This is a genomic window from Bradyrhizobium sp. Kon10, from assembly GCF_055807395.1.
Map to the genome: position 1 here is coordinate 286,024 of NZ_JBVVOZ010000001.1, position 22,504 is coordinate 308,527.

Consider the following 22,504-nt stretch of genomic DNA (forward strand, 5'->3'; position numbering starts at 1 on the left):
GAGAGAGATGGTTTCGCTTTGCCCTGCCCGTCCAACGATTGTCCGGAAGAGCACAATCCGGAATAAGAGGCCTGCTTTCTCCCCCCATTGGCACCGCCCTCCCGATCCTGTACCCCACCCAAAACCTTCCCGGGACGGAACGCTCATGACCGCCAGCACCGATGACGCGGGACACGCGACCCGCGCGCTGATCTTTGCGCTGGTGGCGCTCGCGTGCGGGCACATGCTGTCGACATTGCTGCGCACCATACCGGCGATCAGCCTCGACCTGATGGCGACGGATTTCCGCATCGAGCCGCAGGCACTCGCAAGCCTCACCTCGGTGTATCATTTCGCCTTTGCGGCATCGCAGATTCCGGTCGGAGCCGCGATGGATCGCTTTGGCGTGCGGCCGGTGTCGCTCGGCCTGCTTGCGGGAACGGTGGTCGGTGCAATCGCCTCGGGCTTTGCGACGGGACCTGAGAGCTTTGCCTTCGGGCAATTGCTGCTGGGTGTCGCGACCTCCGGCATGCTGATGTGCCCAATGACGCTCGCGGCCAAGCAATTGTCGGCCGCGCGATTCGGGCTGTGGTCGGGCGCGATCCTGTCGATCGGCAACATCGGCATGCTGCTGTCGTCGAGCCCGCTCGCCTTCGTGGTCGATCATTTCGGCTGGCGCGCCGGGTTCTGGATCGCAGGCCTCGGCGGCATCGTGGTCGCGCTCGCCGTGTTCCTGCTGGTGCCGAACCAGCCGGCCGAGCACAAGGACACCGCCTCGCCGTTCTCGCAGATGATCGACGTGCTCCGGCTCGGCCTGTCGCGGCCTTTGCGTGGCCTGATCGCGCTGGCCCTGGTGTCGCTGGCGACCTCGCTGGTGTTGCGCGGCCTGTGGGGCGGGCCGTGGCTGATGCAGGTCAAGGGATTGTCGCGAGTCGAGGCCGGCAACCAGCTCGGCGCCTACACGCTGGCGATGATCGCAGGACCGCTGTGCATCGGCATGATCGACCGCAAGGTTGGCCGCCGGCGCGAGCTGGTGGCCGGCGCGCACATGATGGCGGCGCTGCTGGTCGCGTTGATGGCGCTCGGCGCGCCGGATGGTGCGGTGTCGCTGCTGTTCGGCGTGGCGGTGATGCCGCCGCAATACGATTTGGTGCTGTTCGTGCTGATTGGACTGGCGAGCTCGGCGCAACCGCTGCTGTTCGGCATGTCCCGGCAATTGGTCGACGCGCAGATTGCGGGCAAGGCCCTTGCCGCGGTCAACCTCGCCTTCTTCCTCGGCACGGCCTTGATGCAGTCGATCACCGGCGCGGTGGCGGCGTTCGCGGGGCTGCCGGCCGTGCTGCTGTTCATGGCAGCGGCGCTGCTGGGCGGGGTGTTTGTGTTTTTGGTCTATACCTCGCCACAGCCGAAGATAGAATAGACCCGGGGTTCGGGCGATGCAAAGAGAGGAGCTCTCCATGCCCCCAATCGTAAGGGTCTCTATTCTTCGATGCCCGCCTGCGAGGTTTGGCGAAATGCAGCAAATGATGAACGAGACCGAAAAGGCACTTCGCCCCGGCATCGAGTCGATGCCGGGTCTGATTGCGTTTTATGTCGGCGCGGACGAGGCGACCTCGTCACTTTCGAATGTAAGCCTGTGGACCGATCTGCACGCGGCGAAGCAGCTCGATCGATTCCAGCCGATGCTGGATTCGGGCAAACCGTTTGTCGCCATGGGCGGAACGTTCGAGCGGCCGATCATGAACTACACGACACTTTGGCAGCTGCAACCTGTGTCAAAGAGCTAAGGCTCGTTGCGCCTTCTCTCAATCTTGTCGCGTCAATCGTACATCAAGGGACCGTTTCATGCCTGTCGACACCAAAGCCGCCACCGACCGCCTCATGCGCTTTCTCGCCGTCGAGGGCGTCACCGGACAGGAGGCGGCGATCGGGCGTGAGCTCACGACCGCGCTGAAGGAGAGCGGCGTGCCGGCCAAGGCGATCCGGCTCGACGATGCCAATACGCGCATTCCGGTGCCAACCGAAACCGGCAACCTGATCGTCGACCTGCCCGGCCGCGGCGCGCTGCACAACCAGCCGCGGATCATGTTCATGACCCACATGGACACCGTGCCGCTCTGTGCGGGCGCCAAGCCGAAGAAGGCGGGTCGCAGAATCGTCAACGAGGCCAGGACCGCGCTCGGCGGCGACAATCGCTGCGGCTGCGGCGTGCTGGTGACGCTCGCCGCAGAGCTTGCCAAGCAGAAGCTCGATCATCCGCCGATCACGCTGTTGTTCTGCGTGCGCGAGGAGAGCGGGCTTTATGGCGCGCGCCACGTCAAGCTCGACGAGCTCGGCGCACCGGTGATGGCCTTCAACTATGACGGCGGCTCCGCCTCCAACGTCGTGATCGGCGCCGTCGGTGCGGATCGCTGGACCGTCGAGATTTTCGGCCGTGCCTCGCATGCGGGCGTCGCGCCGGAGCGCGGCATCTCCTCGACCATGATCATGGCGCTGGCCCTTGCCGAGGTGAAGGCCGGCGGCTGGTTCGGCAAGGTGGTGAAAGGCAAGCAGCAGGGCACCAGCAATGTCGGCCCCGTCACCGGCGGCGAGGGCCGCCCGGCGGGCGACGCCACCAACGTCGTCACCGACTACGTCCATGTGCGCGGCGAGTGCCGCAGCCATGACGGCAAATTCTTCAAGGAGATCACCAAGGCCTACAAGGCGGCGTTCGAGAAGGCCGCGAAGAAAGTCACCAACGCGCAGGGCAAGTCCGGCAAGATCAAGTTCAAGGCCGAGACCGACTATTATCCGTTCCGCATGAAGGAAAACCTGCCCGTCGTGAAACGCGCCATCGAAGCTGTGTCTGCGGTCGGCGGAATACCGAACGTGCGCGCCGCCAATGGCGGGCTCGATGCCAACTGGATGGTGCGGCACGGCGTTCCGACCGTGACCTTCGGCGCAGGCCAGAACGAGGCGCACACGATCGACGAATGGATCAATCTGGACGAATATGATCGCGCCTGTGCGCTGGCCGTGCAGCTTGCGACGATGCGGTGAGCTAATTGCATAGGGTGGGTTAGCCGCAGGCGTAACCCACCGCTTTCGTCGCCGCGGAAAGAAAGTGGTGGGTTACGCCGAGCAGATGCGCTTCGCGTATCTGCAGGGCTAACCCACCCTACAAACTACGAACCAAAAGAAAAAACACAGGGAGAAAACATGCCCCGCATCGCAACAATCGAGTCCGCACTCTACCGGATCCCCCTCCCCGTCACGCTTTCCGACAGCACGCATGGCGACATGTCGGCGTTCGAGCTGATCACCTGCCGCATCCGCGATGCCGACGGCGCTGAAGGTGTGGGCTACACCTACACGGTCGGGCGCAATGGCGGGGCTGTCGCCGACATTCTCAAGCGCGAGATTCCGCCGCTGGTCGAAGGCCGCGAGGCCGACGACACCGAAGCCATCTGGCATCACGTCTGGTGGGGCCTGCATTATGGCGGGCGCGGCGGACCGGCGGTGCTGGCATTATCGGCGCTCGACATCGCGCTGTGGGATCTGAAGGCGCGGCGCGCGAAGCTGCCGCTGTATCAATTGCTCGGCGGGTTCGACGCGCGCGTGCTCTGCTACGCCGGCGGCATCGATCTCGACCTCTCGGTCGAAGCGCTGCTGACACAGACCGACGGCAATCTCGCCAAGGGCTTTCGTGCCATCAAGATGAAGGTCGGCCGTCCCGACCTCAAGTCCGACGTCGCGAAGGTCTCCGCGATGCGAGCGCATCTCGGCGACGGCTTTCCGCTGATGGCGGACGCCAACATGAAGTGGACGGTCGAGGACGCGATCCGCGCCGCCCGCGCGCTGCAACCCTACGATCTCACCTGGCTGGAGGAGCCGATCATTCCCGACGACGTCGCGGGACACGCACGCATCATGCGGGAGGGCTGCGTGCCGATCGCGGCGGGCGAGAATCTGCGTTCGCTGTGGGAGTTCAAGAACTACATCGCGGCGGGAGCCGTGTCCTATCCCGAGCCCGACGTCACCAATTGCGGCGGCGTGAGCGCGTTCATGAAGATCGCGCGGCTGGCGGAGGCCTTCAACCTGCCCGTGACCAGCCACGGCGCGCATGACATCACCGTGCATTTGCTCGCGGCCTGCCCGAACCGGTCGTATCTGGAGGCCCACGGCTTCGGGCTGGACAAGTACATCGAGCATCCGTTGGTGCTGGAGGACGGCAAGGCCCTGGCGCCGGCGCGGCCGGGCCATGGCATCAGCTTCGACTGGAACGGGCTGGCGAAGCTGGCGGTGTAGAACTCGGCTTCCTGCTTACCTCTCCCGCTTGCGGGAGAGGTCGGCGCGAAGCGCCGGGTGAGGGTTTTTTCCTCGCCGGGAGTCTCTCTGCGGAGAGACCCTCTCCCCAACCCTCTCCCGCAAGCGGGAGAGGGAGCTCTCTGCTCGCGGGGCTGGCACGCGCCTGACACCATGGCGAGCAGCGTTGCTGCACGCGAGGCATTCGTCTGCGCCGGGTGTACGGAGCGGATAATCCGCTATGGTGCCAAAAGCAGACACAAGAGATCAGCACCTTGACACCCGAGCTGCACCAGACACTGACCGCGTGGCGCCAGCACCTGCATGCGCATCCCGAGCTGTCCCTCCAGGAGAAGGCCACGGCGGCCTTCGTGCAGGACAAGCTCACCGAGCTCGGCATCGGCTTCGAGGCCGGCATCGGCGGGCATGGCGTCGTCGCGACATTGACGCGCGGATCTGCACAAGGTCGCGTCGGCCTGCGCGCCGACATGGATGCGCTGCCGATCACCGAAGACACCGGCCTGCCCTATGCCTCGCAAAATCCCGGCGTGATGCATGCCTGCGGCCATGACGGGCACACCGCCTCGCTGCTCGGCGCGGCGGCGCTGCTGGCGGCGGATAAGAGCTGGAGCGGGACGGTCGATTTCATCTTCCAGCCGGCGGAAGAAGGTTACGGCGGCTCGCGCGCGATGGTCGCGGCCGGGCTGTTCGACCGCTTCCCGATGGATCGCGTGTTCGGCTTCCACAACTGGCCGGGCCTCGAGGCCGGCACCATCGCGGTCCATGACGGCGTGGTCATGGCCTCCGGCGGCCGCGTCACCATCACCATCGAGGGCCATGCCGGACATGCCGGCATGCCGCATCTGACGCGCGATCCGGTGATGGCGGCGGGGCACCTGATCGTCGCCATGCAGGCAATCGTGTCGCGCAGCGTCGATCCGCTCGACACCGCGGTGCTGTCGCTCTGCACGATCGAGGGCGGGCACCGCACCGAACCAGGTCGCCGGGCGCGTGACGATCCGCGGCACGCTCCGATATCACCGCAATTCCGTGAAGGACATCATTCTCGCGCGGATAAGCAATATCTGCGCCGGCATCGCGACGAGCTTCGGCGTCAAGGTGACGCCCGACATCGTCATGGGCGTCGGCGTCGTGATCAACACGCCGGAGGAAGCCGGCCTCGCGCGCATGGCCGCGGCCAAGGTGCAGGCGACGGTGCGGCGCGACCTCGCGCCCAGCATGGCCGGCGAGGATTTTGCGTCCTATCTCCAGCAGCGGCCCGGCGCCTTTGTCTGGATCGGCAATGGACCCTTGCGCGACGGCGCCGAGCTGCACGGCCCGCGTTACGATTTCAACGACGCGATCTTGCCGGTCGCCTCCCGCTGGATGGCCGAAATCGCCAGGACGGCGCTGTCGGCGAACTAGAACGCGGCGCCGGGATCATCAGGCGTCGTCGAGGATATCGAACAATTCCTCGACCCTGTCGAACGGCGACTCCCGCATCGGGCCGTGATAGACGACGCGATCGCCATGGCGTTGCAGCGATCGGCCGCTGGATTTCCCGGTAGATCTCCCCTTGGATTTCCGCAGGCGCCCCGGCAGGAACGTCGCGGCGACGGCTTCGGGCCCGACGTCCAGGCGGATGATGCCTCTGCGCTTGCAATCCAGCCTGAGCCTCGCCACGGCGAAGAAGTCGCGCGCTCCCGGCGGCAGTTGCCCGAAGCGGCGGGAGGTTTCCTCCTCCAGATCGTCAAGCTCGTCCTCGCTCCGGCACCGTGCGGCGCGGGCATAGAGCTCGAGCCGCACCGGCTCGGATTGCACGTAACTCTCCGGAAGCATGTCGGCGATCGGCAGATTGAGGTCTGGCACCCAGACCTCGGCCCTTCCGTCGACCTTCTCCGACGCCATTTTCAGCAGATGGCTGTACAGCACGGGCCCGAACACCTGGACGTGGCCGGATTGCTGCTCCGAAAACAGGTCGCCGGCGCCCCTGAGATCCAGATCGCGCTCGCTGATGGCAAAACCCGCGCCCGGCCGGTTGAATTCCTCGAGCACGGCGAGCCGCTTCTCGGATTGGTCGGAAGCCGACTCGGTGAGCAGATACGCGAACGCGCGTATGCCGCCACGACCCACGCGCCCGCGCAGCTGATGAAGCTGGGCGAGCCCGAATTTTTCAGGCCAGCAGACCACGATGGTATTGGCACGCGGGATATCGAGACCGCTCTCGACGATATTGGTCGCGAGCAGAACATCGGCGCGGCCTTCGACGAAGTTCATCATGCGGTCGTCAATCTCGCCGGCCGGCAATCTGCCGTGCAGAGCGACGATGCGGAGATCGGGCGCCACCGCCTGCACGCGCGCCAGCATGCCATCGAGATCCTGGATGCGTGGGCAGATCAGGAAGCTCTGCCCGTGGCGCCGCTGCTCGCGCAGCAACGCCGAGGCGATGGCGGCATCGGACAAGGGCGCGATTTTGGTTGCGACCGGAAGCCGATAGGCCGGCGGCGATGCGATGATGCTCAAATCCCTGAAGCCGGCGAGACCTGTGGCGAGGGTTCGCGGAATGGGCGTGGCGCTCATCAAAAGCGTATGGACATTCTTGGCGAGGCTGGAGAGCTTTGCCTTTTCGGCCGCGCCAAAATGCTGCTCCTCGTCGATGATGACGAGGCCGAGATCGGCGAACTTCACATCCTTTGAGGTGAGAGCCTGGGTTCCGACCACGACCTTCATCCGGCCGCTTCGCAAGCCCTCCCTTGTCTCCCGCATCTCTGCGCCTGACGCGGCTTGCGACAGGATCCCCACTTCGATGTCGAACGGGGCGAAGCGCCTGCGGAAGGTCGCGAGGTGCTGCCGCGCCAGCACGGTCGTCGGCACCGCGATCGCCACCTGCTTTCCCGACAACGCCACGGCCGCCGCTGCCCGCAGCGCCACCTCGGTCTTGCCGAATCCGACGTCGCCGCAGACCACGCGGTCCATCGGGTGACCGGATGCGAGGTCGTCGAGGACGTCCCGGATCGCCTTGGCCTGATCGGCGGTCGTGAAATAGGGAAAGCGCGCAACGAATTTCTCGTACACCGATCCCGGCGGCTCCAGCTTCGCGGTCCGCCGGCGGCGGCGCTGGCTGATGTGCTTGGCTAGCACCTTGCCGGCGATCTGGATTTCCCGCTCGGCCTCGGTGCGGCGGGCCCACCAAGAGCTTCCATCCGCCTTGTCGAGCGCGAGCCTGCCGCGCTCTGTCGCGTAAGGCCACATCAGGGCCAGATCAGGCGGCGGCACCAGAGCCGCATTGTCGCCCGCGAACACCAGCCTGACCATCTCGCGCAACGCACCGCCGCCGGTGTTGACGGTTTGCAGTCCATCGAGCACGGCGAGGCCACGCTGGAGATGAACGATCACCGTGCCCTGCTGCGGCACATCGGCATGGTCGAACGCCGTGCTCCAGGCGCGAACCATCGGCTGCGGATGATGGGCCCTGCTGCCGAGCACGTCGGACGCCGTCACGACCACGAGAGCGGTCTTCCCCGGCACGACGAAGCCCGCGTCGAGATCCGCCAGCATGGCGACTTCGCGGTTGCGGCCGCTCGTCACCGCGTCCCAGTCCGGAAGACGCTCCGCCTTGACGCCGCCCATCCGCTCCATTGCGCGCAGGTCCTCCTCCTGCGCCGCGACGAAGACCAGGCGCGAACCATCGCGCCGGGTCTGCTCGACGAACGCGCGAAAGGCTTTCCGCGAGGATGTCAGCTTGGAAAATTCCGGAATTGCCTGGAAGGGAGCGTTGCGCGGCAACACCTTCATGCCCTTGCTGGCCTGCTTCCAGTCGCGTGCTCCGAGATATTCGCGCTCCCGCTCGACACGGCCCGCGGCGTCCTCGATCGTGCTCAGCCAACCATCGGCGTGCGACGGGACCCCTGCGTCGGCGAGCCACTTCGCGCGTCCGCAATAGTCGAACAGCGTCGCACGCTTGCCGCCCTTGGCCGCGAAGCCGAGCCGCTCCGACATGGGATCGACGATGAGCTCTTTGGTCTCGAAGATGATGTCGTGCTCTTTCGGGTCGAACGCCACGATCCGGGTGATGGCGCGGCGCGAATGCTCCACCCGGAACGGGCCAAGCGCACCCGCCGGAAATATCTCGAATGTCTGGCCGTGAAACAGGACGCCGCCCGGATAATCCGGTTCGTCATCGGGATCATAACCCAGCGCCTCGAGACGCACGCGAAGGTCGGCTTCCGAGAACGCAGCGCCGACCTTCAAGCTGACATTGAGGCGCGCCAGGCTCGCCGGCGACGGCAGCCGCTCCATCACGGCTTCCGCCGTCGAGACCAGGAAGATCGGCTTTTTCGATTTCCCCAGACGTCTCAGGACCGCGGCGCGACGCCCCGCGATTTCACGCGACGGTTCCAGCTGATCGAACGGCAGGGTGTTCAGGCGCGGAAACACCAGGACCTCGCAGGACGGGTCGAGCGCGTGAATGACGCTGCCGAGCCGCTCCGCTCTGTTTTCATTTTCGGCGAGGAACACGAGCCCGCCGCGGCCGGACTGCTTCCATTGCGCAAGCAGATGAAGCGCCATCATGCCGAGCGGCGAGGACGACGAGATCGTGGCGCGATGCGAGCCCTTGCCCTTCTTTGGCGAAGGCGTCCTTGGCAAACCCTTTCTTGCAGAGTTGTTTTTTGCCAAGGTCTTTTTTGCCGAAGTCTGTTTCGCCAAGGTCTTTTTGACCAAGGTTTTGGCTGGCCGCGTTTTTTTGGAATGCCGCACGTGAATCCGTTTCTGGTAGTCAACAACCGTCGACCGCACGCGAGCGAGCTCACTTGCGATTCGCATCGTCGGGTCGTCATGCTCTGGGATGGCGTGCGAACGCACGTTCCCCGCTAGTCTGGCACAAAATGAAGGTTGCCGGCAATCGCGCGCGGACACGCGGCCGGCCGTCAACCGACGTGACGTTTATCCCTCCTCCTGCCAGAATTCCACAAGTTCTTCCGCGGTGACAAGATCGACCTGGCCGTGGAAGCGGGTGCGGTACATCGTCATGAGCGCGTCGTGCCCGACGTCGGAGGAGCTGCAAACCGCGTCCTCGACGAGGACGACCCTGAAGCCGAGATCAATGGCGCTCATCACCGTCGAGAGCACGCAGACATCGGTCTCCGCCCCTGTCATCACCACCGTGCCGATGTTGTTGTTGATCAGCAGGCTCGCCAGGCCGGAATTGCTGAAGGCGGAATAGACCGGCTTGTCGACGATGCGGGCCGGAGGAACGTAGCGCGCGAGCGCCGGCACGAGGTCGAGCGCGGATGTCGGCAGATGCTGCCGGGTCGCCTGCTGCCAGCGCCTGAAATAGCTCTGCCACTGCCCGGGGCGATCTTCCGGATCCCGCGGCGTGATGAAGCGCGTGAAGATCGTCCTGGCCTGATAGCGCGCAGCGATCGAGGCAATCGTCGGCAACACCCTTTCCATCCAGGGCGTCGCCCACAGACCGCCCGGCGCAAAGATGTTTTGCATGTCGACGCAGAGGTGGACGGCATCCGTGATCCGGGCGACATCTGAGTTGCTGTCCCTCATCGCCCTTCACCATCGAATGCTTGCGCAGCTTGCGGGACATCGCACGGTTGACACGTCACGGCGGGCGGCTCCCTTACGCCGGCTTGGCCGGATGCGCGGTGCGCGGATGGCGGTCGTGCAGCAGCCGCGCCAAGGCCTCCCGATCCGCCGCATGCCCTTTCATGGCCGTCTCGAACAGTGCCTCCTGAACGTCGCGCGGCATATCGCCCCACACGTCGATGGCGGCGTGGCCTAGCAGTCTGGCAAAGCGTTCGTCGCTCATGTCGATCCTCCCTCTCCGGCCTGAGAATAGCAACGGCGGGCCCTCATTGGTGTTCCACGCCCGTCCTTGCGAAACGGACTGTTCACCGGGGACATGACATCGATCATCTTCAGCAGTGCTTCGAGGATGTGCTGCTCCGCAGGCGCGGGGCGGCGCTAGACGATCCCGCCTTGCCGAAGCGCCGCAATCGCAGCCCCGTCATAGCCGAGTTCAGCGAGCACGAGATCAGTGTGCTCGCCGAGCATCGGCGGGCGTGACGCGATTTCACCCGGCGTCTCCGACAACCGGACGGCGGCGCGCGCGACCGGGGCCTGTTTCGGCAGGCCCGGATAATCGACGTCCTGCAGGAAGCCGGCGGCGCGGATGTGCGGATGATCGAGCGCCTGTTGCGGGCTCAGAACCGGCCCGGTCGGAATCATCGCCTGACCGAGCGCGTCGACGGCCTCCTGCGTGGTGCGCTCGGCGCACCAGCGCGCCATCCGCTCGCTGATGATCGGGCCGTTGTTGCCGCGGCTGATGTCGTCGGCAAAGCGCGGATCGTTCAGCCACTGCTCCTCCTCGCCCATCAGCCTGGCCCAGCGCTTGAACAGCGGATGTCCCGTCACCTGGCACAGCACCCAGCCGTCCCTGGTGCGGTCGATGTCGGCTGGCGCTGCGGTCTGGCCGAGATTGCCGGTCGGAACGCGATTGACGTTGATGACCGCCTGCTCGATCAGCGTTGCATTGGTGAAGGATAAAGCAGTTGCGAGCAGCGCGCCCTCGACGATCTGCCCGCGCCCGGATTTGCCGCGCTCGATCAGCGCGGCGAGAGTCCCGAATGCGCAGTGCAGCGCCGTTCCGAAGTCGACCCAGTTGACCGCGGCCCGGTACGGCGGATCGCCGGTGCCGGTCATGTACACCGAACCCGACATGACCTGGCCGACGCCGTCGAAGCCGACGCGGTCGGACCACGGACCCGGCCCGCCGAAGGCGGTTGCCGTGGTCAGGATGATGTCGGGCTTGATCGCCTTCAACGAATCGTAGTCGAGCTTCATCGCGCGAAGGGTCTGCGGCGGTAGATTGGCGACGACGACGTCGGCGGTCGCGATCAGTGCGCGCATCACCTCCTGCCCCTCCGGCTTCATCGGATCGAGCGTGATGCACTTCTTGTTGCGGTTGATCTGGAGGAACAGCGCGCCTTCGCCGCCCTCGCCGACCGGCGCCACGAAGCGATCCTCGCTGCCGTCGCGCTTTTCCACGCGAATCACCTCGGCGCCGAATTCGGCCAGCAACGTCGCGCAATACGGCCCGGCGATGTAGCGCCCGAAATCGAGGACGCGCACGCCCTCCAGAACTCCCCCCATCGGTCTCTTTCCCTTGGTGTTTCTGTCAGATTACAGAGACTGGTTGCCGCGACAAGGTGGCAAGGGGCATCATGCCCTGCCTTCAAGATGTGATCGGCCAACAGTTCGGCTGGCGGAATTCTGCGCTACTATGACATGGTCCATCATCCTACCCGAGAGCCGCATCCATGCCTCAACAATTCGACCGGTCCGCTGAAGACCTCGGCAACGCGATTCATCTTGAGCACGTCAACGTCCAGGTGCCGGACCAGCGCCTCGCCACGCTGTTTTACGTCGCGGGGCTCGGGCTCACACGCGACCCTTATCTGATGGTGTCCGACACCAACATGTGGATCAACGCCGGGCGCAGCCAGTTTCACCTGCCGAGCGGCAGGCCGCAGGTGCTGCGCGGCCATGTCGGGCTCGTGATCGAAGGCCGTGAGGGGCTACTGCAACGATTGGCATCGGTTGCCAAAAAGCTCGAGGGCACGGCGTTCGGATTCGCGGAGCACAACGGCTATGTCGAGGCGACCTGTCCCTGGGGCAACCGCCTGCGCTGCTACGAGCCGGACGCGGCGCGCTTCGGGCGCATCACGCTCGGCATCCCCTATGTCGAATTCGAGGTGCCGGTCGGGACCGCAGCGGCGATCTGCGCGTTCTATCCGGAGATCATGGGCATGCCCGCTGAGTTGTGGAACGGCGACGGCAAGGTTGCAGCGGTGAAGACCGGCCGTCAGCAGCACCTGTTGTTCCGCGAGAGCGATCGGCCCCAGGGCGACTATGACGGCCACCATGTGCAGATGTACATCATCGATTTCTCCGGCCCGTATCGCAAGCTGCTGGCGCGCAATTTGATCTCCCGCGAGGACAATCAGTATCAGTACCGCTTTTGCGACATCGTCGGCCTCGGCAGCGGCGAGCCGCTGTTCACGGTCGAGCACGAGGTGCGCAGCGCGACGCATCCGATGTTCATGCGGCCGATGGTTAATCGCAATCCGGCGGTGAGCAACCGCAATTACGCATTCGGCCACGATCAGGCGTCATGGGCGATGGGGCCGGATCAGTACGAAGGATAAGGAAGTGGCGAGGCTCGCGCCGAACAGCGGCAATTTCGGAAGACCGAAGTCTCGGTCGCAGAGCGGCTCCGGAGGTTCATTTCAGTTGTCTTGCAGCGCGGGCTGACCGTCCCTGGTCAGGACGCCCCGAATTTCAGTCAGGCCTTCGGGCGCCTTTTGCGGAATGGATCGGCGGCCTCATCGTAGCCGCGACGACTGCTGAAGAACATCAGCGCCATCAACCCGCAACCCAGGACAACCGAAACGAAGGCGCCGAGGCCCAGAGCAATCCAGCCATTGTCGTCCATTGCGGCATCGTCGACGCCGTTGGTCGCATCCCAAACCGATGCTATGCCGATCCCGGCGAGAACCAGCATGGCGATCAATGCTGCAATAACCAAGATCTGACCGAGATTCAGGCTGCGCATCGGCTGCTCCTTCGGCGGGCAACAATGGCCAGAGGCGCTCGTTCCTAAAGAGCAAGTTCAAGAAACGCACTTGCCGGCAACGCACTTGCCGGCGCCGTCGAGAAACGTCGTTAGGAACCATCGGGATAACCTGAAATTAGAACCGCGGCAAAGGAGGCAGGAGGGTGCCCATTCGTTTCCTGCGCGTCATAACGGTCTGGCTGCTGTGTTTGGCAACGATCTGGCTGATAGAGCCCTATCTTTCGGCGCTGTGGCTTTCCGCCTCTGATCCCCGCCCTGTCGCTCCCCGCGCCGATCTTGGTTCGAGCGAACAAGCGACTGTTCGTCTGTTCAAGGACGCCTCGCCGTCGGTCGTGCATGTATTCGCTCGCAGCGCGCGCAGCACATCCGTCTTTTCCGACGAACAGGAAAGCGTGACGCAATCAGGCTCGGGAATTATATGGGATCTGGCCGGTCACGTCGTCACGAACAACCACGTGATCAATGGCACGGCCCAGATTGGAGTTAGACTGACCTCCGGTGAATTTGTTGCGGCACGAGTGGTGGGCGCCGCTCCAAATTACGACCTCGCCGTTCTTCAATTGGAGCGACCAAGGTCGGCGCTGCATCCCATTGCTGTTGGCCGCTCGGCTGATCTACAGGTCGGCCAGAGCACATTCGCAATCGGCAATCCCTATGGTCTCGATCAGACGTTGACCTCCGGAATCGTGAGCGCACTCGGCCGCAGACTGCCGTCGGTGACGGCGCGTGAGGTCAAAGGGATGATTCAGACCGACGCGCCCATCAATCCCGGGAATTCGGGCGGACCGCTGCTCGACAGCGCCGGACGGCTTATCGGGGTGAACAGCGCCATCCTCTCGGGCTCGGGTGCCTCCGCGGGAATCGGATTCGCGATTCCCGTCGACATCGTCAACCGCGTTGCGGCCCAGCTGATCCGCGATGGTCACGTGCCCTTGCCGGGCATCGGTATCGTCGCTGCCAAGCAGGATGAGGCAACAAGCCTCGGAATCGACGGGGTCATTATCCTGCGAACGTTGCCCGGCTCTCCCGCTGCGCAAGCGGGACTCGAGGGCGCAAGCGAGGACGGAGTCGTCAGGGACATCATTACAGAAGCAAACGGCAAGCCGATTCACAGCATGGAGGAACTGACTTCTGTGCTCGAGGATGAAGGGATCGGCAAGCAGGTCGAATTGACCATCGACCGAGCTGGGCAAAGCCGCACTCTCAAGTTGACCATCTCGGACATCTCCCAGCTGGACCAGCGATGACCGGTCTGCCTGAAGACGCAGCCTCTTCCGAAGATGGGCCCGCGAGGTGCCGAGCTTGACCGGTTGCTGGCGTCGAACGAGAGCAAGACGCCGCGGAACGGCTGACCCTCAAGCTGAGCAGCCAGCCGACGAGCCACTGCCCGGCTCGTCGGCTTGAGGCTCAGAAAAAGATGCGGACATTCCAGGAAACTGGCAACCGAGCGCAGCTCCCCAGCCAGGCCGGTTTCGTGAGGTATTTCAGGGCAGCGGAAGATCTGGCTGGGGCGGGAGGGATCGAACCTCCGAATGGCGGAATCAAAATCCGCTGCCTTACCGCTTGGCTACGCCCCAACTGACGAGGACCGGCGGAAGAACGGACTACCGCAGATTCCTTCAAGTGCTGCCGGTCTATAGGGAGCGGCGCGGCATTTCAACCGCCCGGAGGGGCAAAATACCTCGGGCCCGAGGCCGGCTCCGCCAGGCTTCATGTGGCCCGTCCATATAGCCCGTCCATGGCCCTGTTCCGGCTGGAGCCGCCCCGGCAGTTGAGACCTCCGGCGTTTCATGGGAATACGGCGCCAATGACGTTCCCGGGAGTGAGCCATGACCTACCGCGCGCCGATCTCTGACATGCTGCTATCGCTCAACCATGGCGCCGGCCTGAAGGCTGCCATGGAGGCCGGTCATTACGGCGATTTCGACGCCGACATCGTCACTGCCGTGCTGGATGAGGCCGGCAAGTTCGCAACCGACGTGCTGGCGCCGCTCAACCGGGTCGGCGACGAGCACGGCATCAAGCTCGACGACGGCAAGGTCACGACCGCACCCGGCTGGCCCGATGCCTACAAGCGCTGGACCGACGGCGGCTGGAACGCGGTGTCCGGGCCCGAAGCGTTCGGCGGCCAGGGCCTGCCGATTGCAATCAACGCGCTCTGCACCGAAATCTGGAGCGCTTCGAACGTCGCTTTCGGTCTTTGCCCGCTGCTGACGGCCTCCGCGATCGAGGCGCTGGATGCGCATGGCAGCGAGGAGTTGAAGAAAATCTATCTCGAGAAGCTCGTCAGCGGCGAATGGACCGGCACGATGCAGCTGACCGAAGCGCAGGCCGGCTCGGACGTCGGCGCGCTGCGCACCCGCGCCGAACGGCAGGCCGACGGCACCTATCGCATCAAGGGGACGAAGATCTTCATCACCTATGGCGAGCACGACATGACCGACAACATCGTGCATTTCGTGCTGGCGCGGCTGCCGGATGCGCCGGCCGGCACCAAGGGGATCTCGCTATTCCTCGTTCCCAAGTTCATGGTCAATGAAGACGGCTCGCTCGGCGCGCGCAACGACATCTTTGCAAGCGGCGTCGAGCACAAGCTCGGCATGCATGCGTCGCCCACTTGCACCATGACCATGGGCGACCATGGCGGTGCGATCGGCTTTCTGATCGGCGAAGAGAACCAGGGCATGCGCTGCATGTTCACAATGATGAACCAGGCCCGCCTCGGCGTCGGTCTCGAAGGCGTCGGTGTCGCCGACCGCGCCTATCAGCAGGCTCTCGCCTACGCGCAGGAGCGCAAGCAGGGCCGCGCCGTCGGCAGCAAGGGCGACGGCTCGGACCCGATCTTCGTCCATCCCGACGTCAAGCGCATGCTGATGCGGATGCGGGCGCAGACTGCGGCCGCGCGCACCATCTGCTATGCGACCGCGGTTGCGCTCGACGTCTCGACGCGCGCCAAGGACCCGAAGGTGCGGGCTGACGCGGCCGCGCGCGCGGCGCTGCTGACGCCGATGGCAAAGGCCTATTCCACCGATATCGGCAACGAGGTCGCCTATCTCGGTGTGCAGGTCCACGGCGGCATGGGATTCATCGAGGAGACCGGGGCCGCGCAGCATTATCGCGATGCGCGCATCACCGCGATCTACGAAGGCACCAACGGCATCCAGGCGATCGACCTGGTCACGCGCAAGCTCGCAGCCAATGGCGGCGCCTCGGTCTGGGCGCTGCTGTCGGAACTGGCAGCGACGGTCAAGCAGGTCGAAGCCTCCAACGATCCCGCTTTCGGCACGACCGGTGCAAAACTGCGCGAGGCGCTGGAGGCGTTGAGCCGCAGCAGCAAATGGCTGCTGGAGCGGGTTGCGTCGGCGCCGAACGAGGCGCTCGCCGGTGCGACGCCGTATTTGCAGCAGTTCGGCGCCACGCTCGGCGGCTGCATGCTGGCCTCCGAAGCGCTCGCCGCGAAAGCCGACGGCAATGCGGACGCCGCGCGCTACGTTTCACTCGCGCGCTTCTTCGCCGAGAACATCACGGTGCAGGCGGGCGCGCTGGAGCGCACCGTGACGGAGAGCGCGGACTCGGTCGCGGCGGCGGATGCGGTGCTGCTGGGGTAAGTTGGCATGTGCGCGCCACATGTTCAGTGTCGTCCCGGCGAAGGCCGGGACCCATAACCCCAGCAAGCAGTTTGGCGAAGATTGGCGGTTAGGCGGTCATCCCGTGATACTGCGATCCATACTCCCTCGATAGATCGCGCGGTATGGGTCCCGGCCTTCGCCGGGACGACACGGAATGTTTGATCTCGCTCTCAGATCATAGTGGGGAGGCGCTTGCGCTACGAGGCTGCGAGCTTCGCTCTTTTACCCGGCCGCCACAGCACGACGCCGGCCGCCACCAGATCAAGCACCACGCACATCGCGAAGGCCGTCGTGTAATCTCCGGTCAGGCTGCGCACGAGGCCGACGAGGCCGGGACCGAACGCGCTGACGATGCCGCTGACCGAGGTTCCCAGTCCCATCGCGGCCGCGAAGGCGGCGCTGCCGATCTCGCGCTGGATGATGAGGGGCGGAAAGGTGATCATGTTGCCGATCGAGAAGCCGTAGACGGCGCAGCACAGCAACAACACGGTCGGGCTCTCGCTTTGCAGCAGCACGAACAGCGCCGCCGCCTGGCTTGTCATCGACGCTGCACAGGCAAGCCGTGGATCGAGCCGGTCAACGAACAGGCCGAGCGACAGTCGCCCGACCACTGCCATGGCCGCCATGACGGTGACGGCAAGGCCCGCGGCGTAGCGGCCGATCATCGGCTCGAGGAACGTCACCTGGTGGATGATGAACCCCATCTGCGCCAACAGCGCGATCGCGATCGGCAACACCATGGTCCAGAACGTCGCGTTGGCGAGCAGCGCCCTGCGCGAGTGATCCGCAGGCGCGGCCGTGTCGCCGCCCAGGGCATGCCTGCCCGATGCCGGCGGCATCTCGGCCGGCCATCCCGTGAAGATCACGACGACCGGCAGCACCAGCACGACCATCACGATGGTGGCTGCCAGCATGGCGGAGCGGAAGCCGATACGATCGGACAGCGCCAGGAGCAGCGGAACGAGAACGATGCCGCCGCAGGTGGCGCCGTTGAAGGCAAGGCTGAGCGCGAGCCCCCGGCGCCGCTCGAACCAGGCATTCAGCACGGTCGCGATCACCACCGTGCCCATGCCGGTCCAGCCGACCGCCATCAGCGCATAGGCGAGATAGAGCTGCCATGGCGTCTGCATGAGTCCCAGCAGCGCCGTCGAGGCGCCAAGCGCCGAGAGGCCGCACAGGATCAGCGCCCGCAGTCCGATGCGGGCGAGCAGATCGTCGGTGAAGATGACGAGAACGGAGGTCAGCAGAAACGAGAAGGTGCTAGCGGCGGACACCAGCGTGCCCGGCCAGCCATGCGCGCGCTGGAGCTCTGCCAGATAGACGCCCTGGCCGTAAAGGCCGAAGCCGAACATGAAGAAGGCCATCAGAAAACAGGCCAGCACCACGCGCCAGCCGCGATAGTGCAGCGAGGATTCGTCAACGCCTGTCGCGGCAATCATCAATCGGGCAATCGACCAAATGGAACGAGACTAGCCATCGTGCCGCACAACCACCGGTTTTTCAAATGAAACGTTGTAGCCGTTTGTTGCAGCGCGCAACAGCACAAATGCAGCGCGCCTCTCGCGCCACGGTTCCCCGGACGAAGGCAGCCGTCCGACGGGCGTCTTGCACCCGCTCGCCGGGATCGCGTCGAAAAGGTTGAGCCGCAGGATTGGCACGCCTGCGGGATGATGTAGGCTGAGCATTGCAAGACTCGCGGATGACAGGCGCCGCGGCGATCGGAGTGGCCCCTCATGCCGAACGGCAACATCATCGTGACGGAGGAGCGCGCAACCCGCGTGATCACCCTGCGCCGCCCGGGCAAGAAGAACGCGATCACGCAGGACATGTATCGCGAGATGAGCCGCGCGATCGACACCGCGCAGAACAATCCCGAGATCCGCTGCATGATCGTCACCGGCGGCTCCGGCGTGTTCACGGCCGGCGACGATATCGACGACTTCCTGAAGGCCGACACGTCGCGGCCCGAGACGCTGTCGGACGCCGCCAAATTCCTCTATTCGCTGGCGCTCAACGTCAAGCCGATCATCGCAGCAGTGGACGGCGCGTCGATCGGCATGGGCACCGTGATGCTATTCCACTGCGACTACGTGCTCGCCTCCACCGCCGCGACCTTCTCCGCGCCCTACATCAATCTGGGGCTCGTTCCAGTCGGCGCCGCGAGCCTGCTGATGCCGCGCACCATGGGCTACCAGCGCGCCTTCGCCATGCTGGTGATGGGACGGACTTTCAGCGCGGCGGAGGCCCATGCCGCAGGCTTCGTCAACACCGTGGTCTCGTCGGGACATACCGAGGTCGAGGCCCGCAAGGTGGCGCGCGAGATCTGCCGGCTGCCGGCCGAGGCCGTGGCCATCTCGCGCAAATTGCTGCGCGCCCCGCCGGAAGAGCTCAGCCGTCGCATCGACCAGGAAGGCCATCTGTTCGGCGAGCGGCTGAAATCGGACGAGGCGGTCGCCGCATTCAATGCCTTCGCGAATAGGAAGAAGCGGTGAAGCTTCCACCCTCTCCTGCGGGAGAGGGTGGCTTGCCGCGAAAGCGGCGAGACGGGTGCGGGGTATCGTTCCTCACACTCACAGGTATCCTCGCGGATAGAACCCCTCATCCGGCGCTTCGCGCCACCTTCTCCCACAAGGGGAGAAGGAAGGATCGGCGAGCAGCTCGCAAACAAGCTTCGTGAAATCTTCGCGTGGAACGAGTAATCTTGTTCCATGCGCTACGCCCTTAAAATCACCTTTGCCGTCCTCGCTCTCGCCGCCCTGCCTGCCTCCGCGCAAACGGCCGCGCCGGTCGAGCTGCGCATTCTCGCGATCAACGACTTCCACGGCAATCTCCGGCCGCCGCCGGGCGGCATCCGCATCGATGATCCCGAGGACAAGGCCAGGAAGGTGATGGTGGCGGCCGGCGGCGCCGAATACATGGCGACCTTGGTCAAGCAACTGCGCGACGGCCGCAAGAACACGATCTTCGTCGCCGCCGGCGACCTGATCGGCGCCAGCCCGTTCCTATCGGCGATGTTCCACGACGAGCCCTCGATCGAGTCGCTCTCGATGATGGGGCTTGCGATCACCTCGGTCGGCAATCACGAGTTCGACGAGGGCAAGGCCGAGTTGCTGAGGATGCAGAACGGCGGCTGCCATCCGGTCGACGGCTGCCAGGGTCCGCATCCTTTCACGGGCGCCAAATTCCACTATCTCGCCGCCTCCACCGTTGAGACCGCGACCGGCAAGAGCGTGCTGCCGCCCTACGAAATCAGGAAGTTCGACGGCATCCCCGTCGCGTTCATCGGACTGACCTTGAAAGGCACCGGCGGCATCGTGTCGCCCGCGGGCATCGCCGGCCTCGAATTCCGCGACGAGGCGGAGACGGTCAACGCGCTCGTGCCACAGTTGAAGGCGCAAGGCGTCGAAGCGATCGTGGTGCTGATCCACGAAGGCGGCGAGCCCGCCGGCGACTACAATCAGTGTCCTGGCATTTCCGGGCCGATCGTCGACATCGTCAAAAAGTTCGACCGCGCCGTCGACGTCGTGGTCAGCGGGCACACCCATCGCGCCTATGTCTGCAACATCGACGGACGGCTGGTGACGAGTGGCGACAAATACGGCACGCTGGTCACCGCGATCGATCTCAAGCTCGATCCGGCCAGCCGCGATGTGATCAGCGCCAAGGCCGAGAACGTGATCGTCGCCAACGCCTCGCTGGCCAAGGATCCCGAACAGACCGCGCTGATCGACGCCTATGACAGGCTTTCGGCGCCAATCGCCAACCGGCCGGCAGGATCGGTGACGCAGGCGCTGTCGCGGGTGCCGAACGAGGCCGGCGAAAGCGCGCTCGGCGATGTCATCGCGGACGCGCAGCTTGCCGTCACGAAAGACGCCAAGGATGGCAGCGCTGTCATCGCGCTCACCAATCCCGGCGGCATCCGGACCGATATCATCCCGAGGGAGAACGGCGCGGTGTCCTACGGCGACCTGTTCGCGAGCCAGCCGTTCCGCAATCGCCTCGTCACCATGACGCTCACCGGCAGCCAGCTCAAGGAGATGCTGGAGCAGCAATGGCTCGATCCGAAGCGGCCACGGATTCTCCAGGTGTCGAACGGATTCAGCTACAGCTGGGACGCATCGAAGCCGTTCGGCGAGCGCGTCATCGCCGAGAAGATGACGCTCAACGGCAGCCCGATCGAACCAGCGCGCGGCTATCGCGTGACCCTCAACGACTATCTCGCCGTCGGAGGCGACGGCTTTACGGTCGCAAAACAAGGCGCATCGCCGCAATATGGCGGTTACGACGCCGACGCGCTGTTTGCCTTCTTCAGGGCGCACGGGCCGATCGGCCCGTTGCCGCCGACCCGCATCCTGCGCGTGAATTGATCTGGCGCAAACGGGCTGGCCCGGAACCAGCCTTTGCCATTGCCGGACAAACGCCTAGATTGGGTTTTGCGTTGCGTTTTGGCGCCGGATGCGCCAAGCGACGTCGAGAGTCCGTTCCTAGTGAGACCGACCTGATGAGCACGCTCCTCCTCTCCCACAAGGCCTGCCTCGACCACCTCACGCCGCCGGGCCACCCTGAAAGGCCCGACCGCCTGCGTGCGGTGGAGGAGGCGCTGTCGGTTGAGCGTTTCCAGTATCTGGTGCGCGACCAGGCACCGGAGGGCGATCTCGATCTCGTCACGCTCTGCCACAACGAGGATTACGTCACGGAGCTGCGCCACATCGCGCCGACCAGCGGCCAGGTTTATGTCGACGGCGATACCTCGATGTCGCCGGGCACCTGGGAAGCGGTGATGCGCGGCGTCGGCGGCGCGGTCGCCGCGACCGAAGCCGTGATGGCGGGCGAGTACCGCAACGCCTTCGTCGCGGTGCGTCCGCCCGGCCATCACGCCGAGATCGGCAAGCCGATGGGATTCTGCTTCTTCGACAATGTCGCGATCGCCGCGCGCCATGCGCAGCGCAAATACGGTATCAAGCGTGCAGCCATCGTCGATTTCGACGTGCATCACGGCAACGGCACGCAGGATATTTTCTGGTCGGACCCGACCGTGATGTACTGCTCGACGCATCAAATGCCGCTGTTTCCGGGCACCGGCGCCAAGGACGAGCGCGGCGATCACGACACGATCGTCAATGCGCCGCTCGCCTCCGAGGATGGCGGACCGGAGTTCCGCAACGCGTTCGAGAATTTGATCCTGCCACAACTCACAAAGTTCAGCCCGGAGCTCCTCATCATCTCCGCGGGCTTTGACGCGCATTACCGCGACCCCCTCGCCTCGCTGAATCTGCGCGCCGAAGACTACACATGGGTCACCCGCAAGCTGATGGACCTCGCCGACAAGTCCGCGGAGGGCCGAATTGTGTCGGTGCTCGAGGGCGGCTATGACCTGCAAGGATTGAAAGAATCTGTTACGGCGCATGTCGGCGCCCTGATGGGCGCTTAAACGCACCCGCCACATTGCGCCCGCAAAACTCTGTTGCTTTGCAAGAGCAGCGAATCGGGCAATCGGAAACGGATATGGCCGAAAATACTCAAGTCGACGTCTCCACGCTCACCTTCGAACGCGCGATCGAGGAACTCGAGATGATCGTGAAGCGGCTCGAGGACGGCAAGGTGCCGCTCGAGGAATCCGTCACGATCTACGAGCGCGGCGAAGCCCTGAAGCGCCGCTGCGAGGAATTGCTGCGCCAAGCCGAGGCGCGCGTCGACAAGATCACCACCGATGCCAGCGGCCAAGCCACCGGCACCGCGCCGCTCGACGTGCAGTAAGGCCCGCTTAGAGCGGCGCGTTTCGGGCGATCGCCATCTGCGATTTCGTCGTGCTGGTTTGCCCTGGTTCCGCCCACCGGAACGTCTATTGACGAGGGTCCGCGAGGAGCCTTGCGCATTCTCGCCGAAACGGCCTCGTTCTCGCCAAAAAAGCTCGCGAGGAACCGGGCAAGTTGGAACTTCCGCTCACGCACCGGGATTAACTAAA

At 64.8% G+C, this 22,504-nt stretch carries 18 protein-coding genes, 1 tRNA gene and 1 pseudogene; 13 read left to right on the top strand and 7 right to left on the bottom strand.

The window, feature by feature from the left end; all coding sequences use genetic code 11:
* Positions 1 to 145 precede the first annotated feature (145 nt).
* From AC0L2O_RS01340 to AC0L2O_RS01360, 5 genes and pseudogenes are all read left to right on the top strand, one after another.
* Positions 146 to 1,399, top strand: a complete 1,254-nt coding sequence (locus AC0L2O_RS01340; protein ID WP_473368421.1) for an MFS transporter — start codon at positions 146 to 148, stop codon at positions 1,397 to 1,399.
* 103 nt (positions 1,400 to 1,502) lie between these two features.
* Positions 1,503 to 1,766 (top strand): hypothetical protein, encoded by a 264-nt coding sequence (locus AC0L2O_RS01345; RefSeq protein WP_473368422.1) that lies wholly within the window; start codon positions 1,503 to 1,505, stop codon positions 1,764 to 1,766.
* A 58-nt stretch (positions 1,767 to 1,824) separates the two neighbouring features.
* Complete coding sequence (locus tag AC0L2O_RS01350) at positions 1,825 to 3,018, top strand: M20/M25/M40 family metallo-hydrolase (protein WP_473368423.1); 1,194 nt, start codon at positions 1,825 to 1,827, stop codon at positions 3,016 to 3,018.
* Between the two features lie 159 nt (positions 3,019 to 3,177).
* Positions 3,178 to 4,266, top strand: a complete 1,089-nt coding sequence (locus AC0L2O_RS01355; RefSeq protein WP_473368424.1) for a mandelate racemase/muconate lactonizing enzyme family protein — start codon at positions 3,178 to 3,180, stop codon at positions 4,264 to 4,266.
* 272 nt (positions 4,267 to 4,538) lie between these two features.
* A pseudogene (locus AC0L2O_RS01360) lies at positions 4,539 to 5,688 on the top strand (amidohydrolase).
* Between the two features lie 18 nt (positions 5,689 to 5,706).
* On the opposite strand, the gene AC0L2O_RS01365 reads toward AC0L2O_RS01360, so the two are convergent.
* The gene (locus tag AC0L2O_RS01365; protein WP_473368425.1) at positions 5,707 to 8,835 is read right to left on the bottom strand and encodes a DEAD/DEAH box helicase; all 3,129 of its coding nucleotides are present in this window, start codon (positions 8,833 to 8,835) and stop codon (positions 5,707 to 5,709) included.
* On the opposite strand from AC0L2O_RS01365, the gene AC0L2O_RS01370 reads away from it, so the two are divergent.
* Positions 8,834 to 9,025 carry a hypothetical protein gene (locus tag AC0L2O_RS01370; RefSeq protein ID WP_369725606.1) on the top strand — a complete coding sequence of 64 codons (192 nt, stop codon included), beginning with the start codon at positions 8,834 to 8,836 and terminating at the stop codon, positions 9,023 to 9,025. The genes AC0L2O_RS01365 and AC0L2O_RS01370 overlap by 2 nt on opposite strands.
* Before the next feature lie 182 nt (positions 9,026 to 9,207).
* Here the strand turns inward: AC0L2O_RS01370 and AC0L2O_RS01375 are convergent, their stop codons facing one another.
* From AC0L2O_RS01375 to AC0L2O_RS01385, 3 genes are all read right to left on the bottom strand, one after another.
* A complete protein-coding gene (locus tag AC0L2O_RS01375) occupies positions 9,208 to 9,822 on the bottom strand; it encodes a cysteine hydrolase family protein (RefSeq protein ID WP_473368426.1) in 615 nt (204 codons plus the stop codon).
* Between the two features lie 73 nt (positions 9,823 to 9,895).
* Complete coding sequence (locus AC0L2O_RS01380; RefSeq protein WP_369725608.1) at positions 9,896 to 10,084, bottom strand: hypothetical protein; 189 nt, start codon at positions 10,082 to 10,084, stop codon at positions 9,896 to 9,898.
* Between the two features lie 155 nt (positions 10,085 to 10,239).
* Entirely contained in the window at positions 10,240 to 11,427 is a 1,188-nt protein-coding gene (locus AC0L2O_RS01385; protein WP_473368427.1) for a CaiB/BaiF CoA transferase family protein, read from the bottom strand.
* Positions 11,428 to 11,594: 167 nt separating this feature from the next.
* Here AC0L2O_RS01385 and AC0L2O_RS01390 point away from each other — a divergent pair, with 167 nt between their 5' ends.
* Entirely contained in the window at positions 11,595 to 12,482 is an 888-nt protein-coding gene (locus tag AC0L2O_RS01390; RefSeq protein WP_473368428.1) for a VOC family protein, read from the top strand.
* A 137-nt stretch (positions 12,483 to 12,619) separates the two neighbouring features.
* Here the strand turns inward: AC0L2O_RS01390 and AC0L2O_RS01395 are convergent, their stop codons facing one another.
* A complete protein-coding gene (locus tag AC0L2O_RS01395) occupies positions 12,620 to 12,889 on the bottom strand; it encodes a hypothetical protein (RefSeq protein WP_473368429.1) in 270 nt (89 codons plus the stop codon).
* A 164-nt stretch (positions 12,890 to 13,053) separates the two neighbouring features.
* On the opposite strand from AC0L2O_RS01395, the gene AC0L2O_RS01400 reads away from it, so the two are divergent.
* Complete coding sequence (locus AC0L2O_RS01400; RefSeq protein WP_473368430.1) at positions 13,054 to 14,157, top strand: S1C family serine protease; 1,104 nt, start codon at positions 13,054 to 13,056, stop codon at positions 14,155 to 14,157.
* Positions 14,158 to 14,412: 255 nt separating this feature from the next.
* Here AC0L2O_RS01400 and AC0L2O_RS01405 read toward each other — a convergent pair.
* Positions 14,413 to 14,487, bottom strand: a tRNA-Gln gene (locus tag AC0L2O_RS01405).
* 252 nt (positions 14,488 to 14,739) lie between these two features.
* Here AC0L2O_RS01405 and AC0L2O_RS01410 point away from each other — a divergent pair.
* Positions 14,740 to 16,518: an acyl-CoA dehydrogenase gene (locus AC0L2O_RS01410; RefSeq protein ID WP_473368431.1), complete on the top strand. Its 1,779-nt coding sequence runs from the start codon at positions 14,740 to 14,742 to the stop codon at positions 16,516 to 16,518.
* Between the two features lie 218 nt (positions 16,519 to 16,736).
* On the opposite strand, the gene AC0L2O_RS01415 is transcribed toward AC0L2O_RS01410, so the two are convergent.
* A complete protein-coding gene (locus tag AC0L2O_RS01415; RefSeq protein ID WP_473368432.1) occupies positions 16,737 to 17,978 on the bottom strand; it encodes an MFS transporter in 1,242 nt (413 codons plus the stop codon).
* 294 nt (positions 17,979 to 18,272) lie between these two features.
* Here AC0L2O_RS01415 and AC0L2O_RS01420 point away from each other — a divergent pair, with 294 nt between their 5' ends.
* The 4 genes from AC0L2O_RS01420 (at position 18,273) to AC0L2O_RS01435 (ending at position 22,296) form a co-directional block, all read left to right on the top strand.
* The gene (locus AC0L2O_RS01420) at positions 18,273 to 19,031 is read left to right on the top strand and encodes an enoyl-CoA hydratase-related protein (RefSeq protein ID WP_409189852.1); all 759 of its coding nucleotides are present in this window, start codon (positions 18,273 to 18,275) and stop codon (positions 19,029 to 19,031) included.
* Between the two features lie 216 nt (positions 19,032 to 19,247).
* Positions 19,248 to 20,906, top strand: coding sequence for a bifunctional metallophosphatase/5'-nucleotidase (locus AC0L2O_RS01425; RefSeq protein WP_473368433.1), 1,659 nt, complete (start codon positions 19,248 to 19,250; stop codon positions 20,904 to 20,906).
* A 134-nt stretch (positions 20,907 to 21,040) separates the two neighbouring features.
* Complete coding sequence (locus tag AC0L2O_RS01430) at positions 21,041 to 21,970, top strand: histone deacetylase family protein (protein ID WP_409189854.1); 930 nt, start codon at positions 21,041 to 21,043, stop codon at positions 21,968 to 21,970.
* Between the two features lie 74 nt (positions 21,971 to 22,044).
* On the top strand, positions 22,045 to 22,296 hold the full coding sequence (locus AC0L2O_RS01435; protein WP_473368434.1) for an exodeoxyribonuclease VII small subunit: 252 nt from the start codon (positions 22,045 to 22,047) through the stop codon (positions 22,294 to 22,296).
* The last annotated feature ends 208 nt before the right edge of the window (positions 22,297 to 22,504 follow it).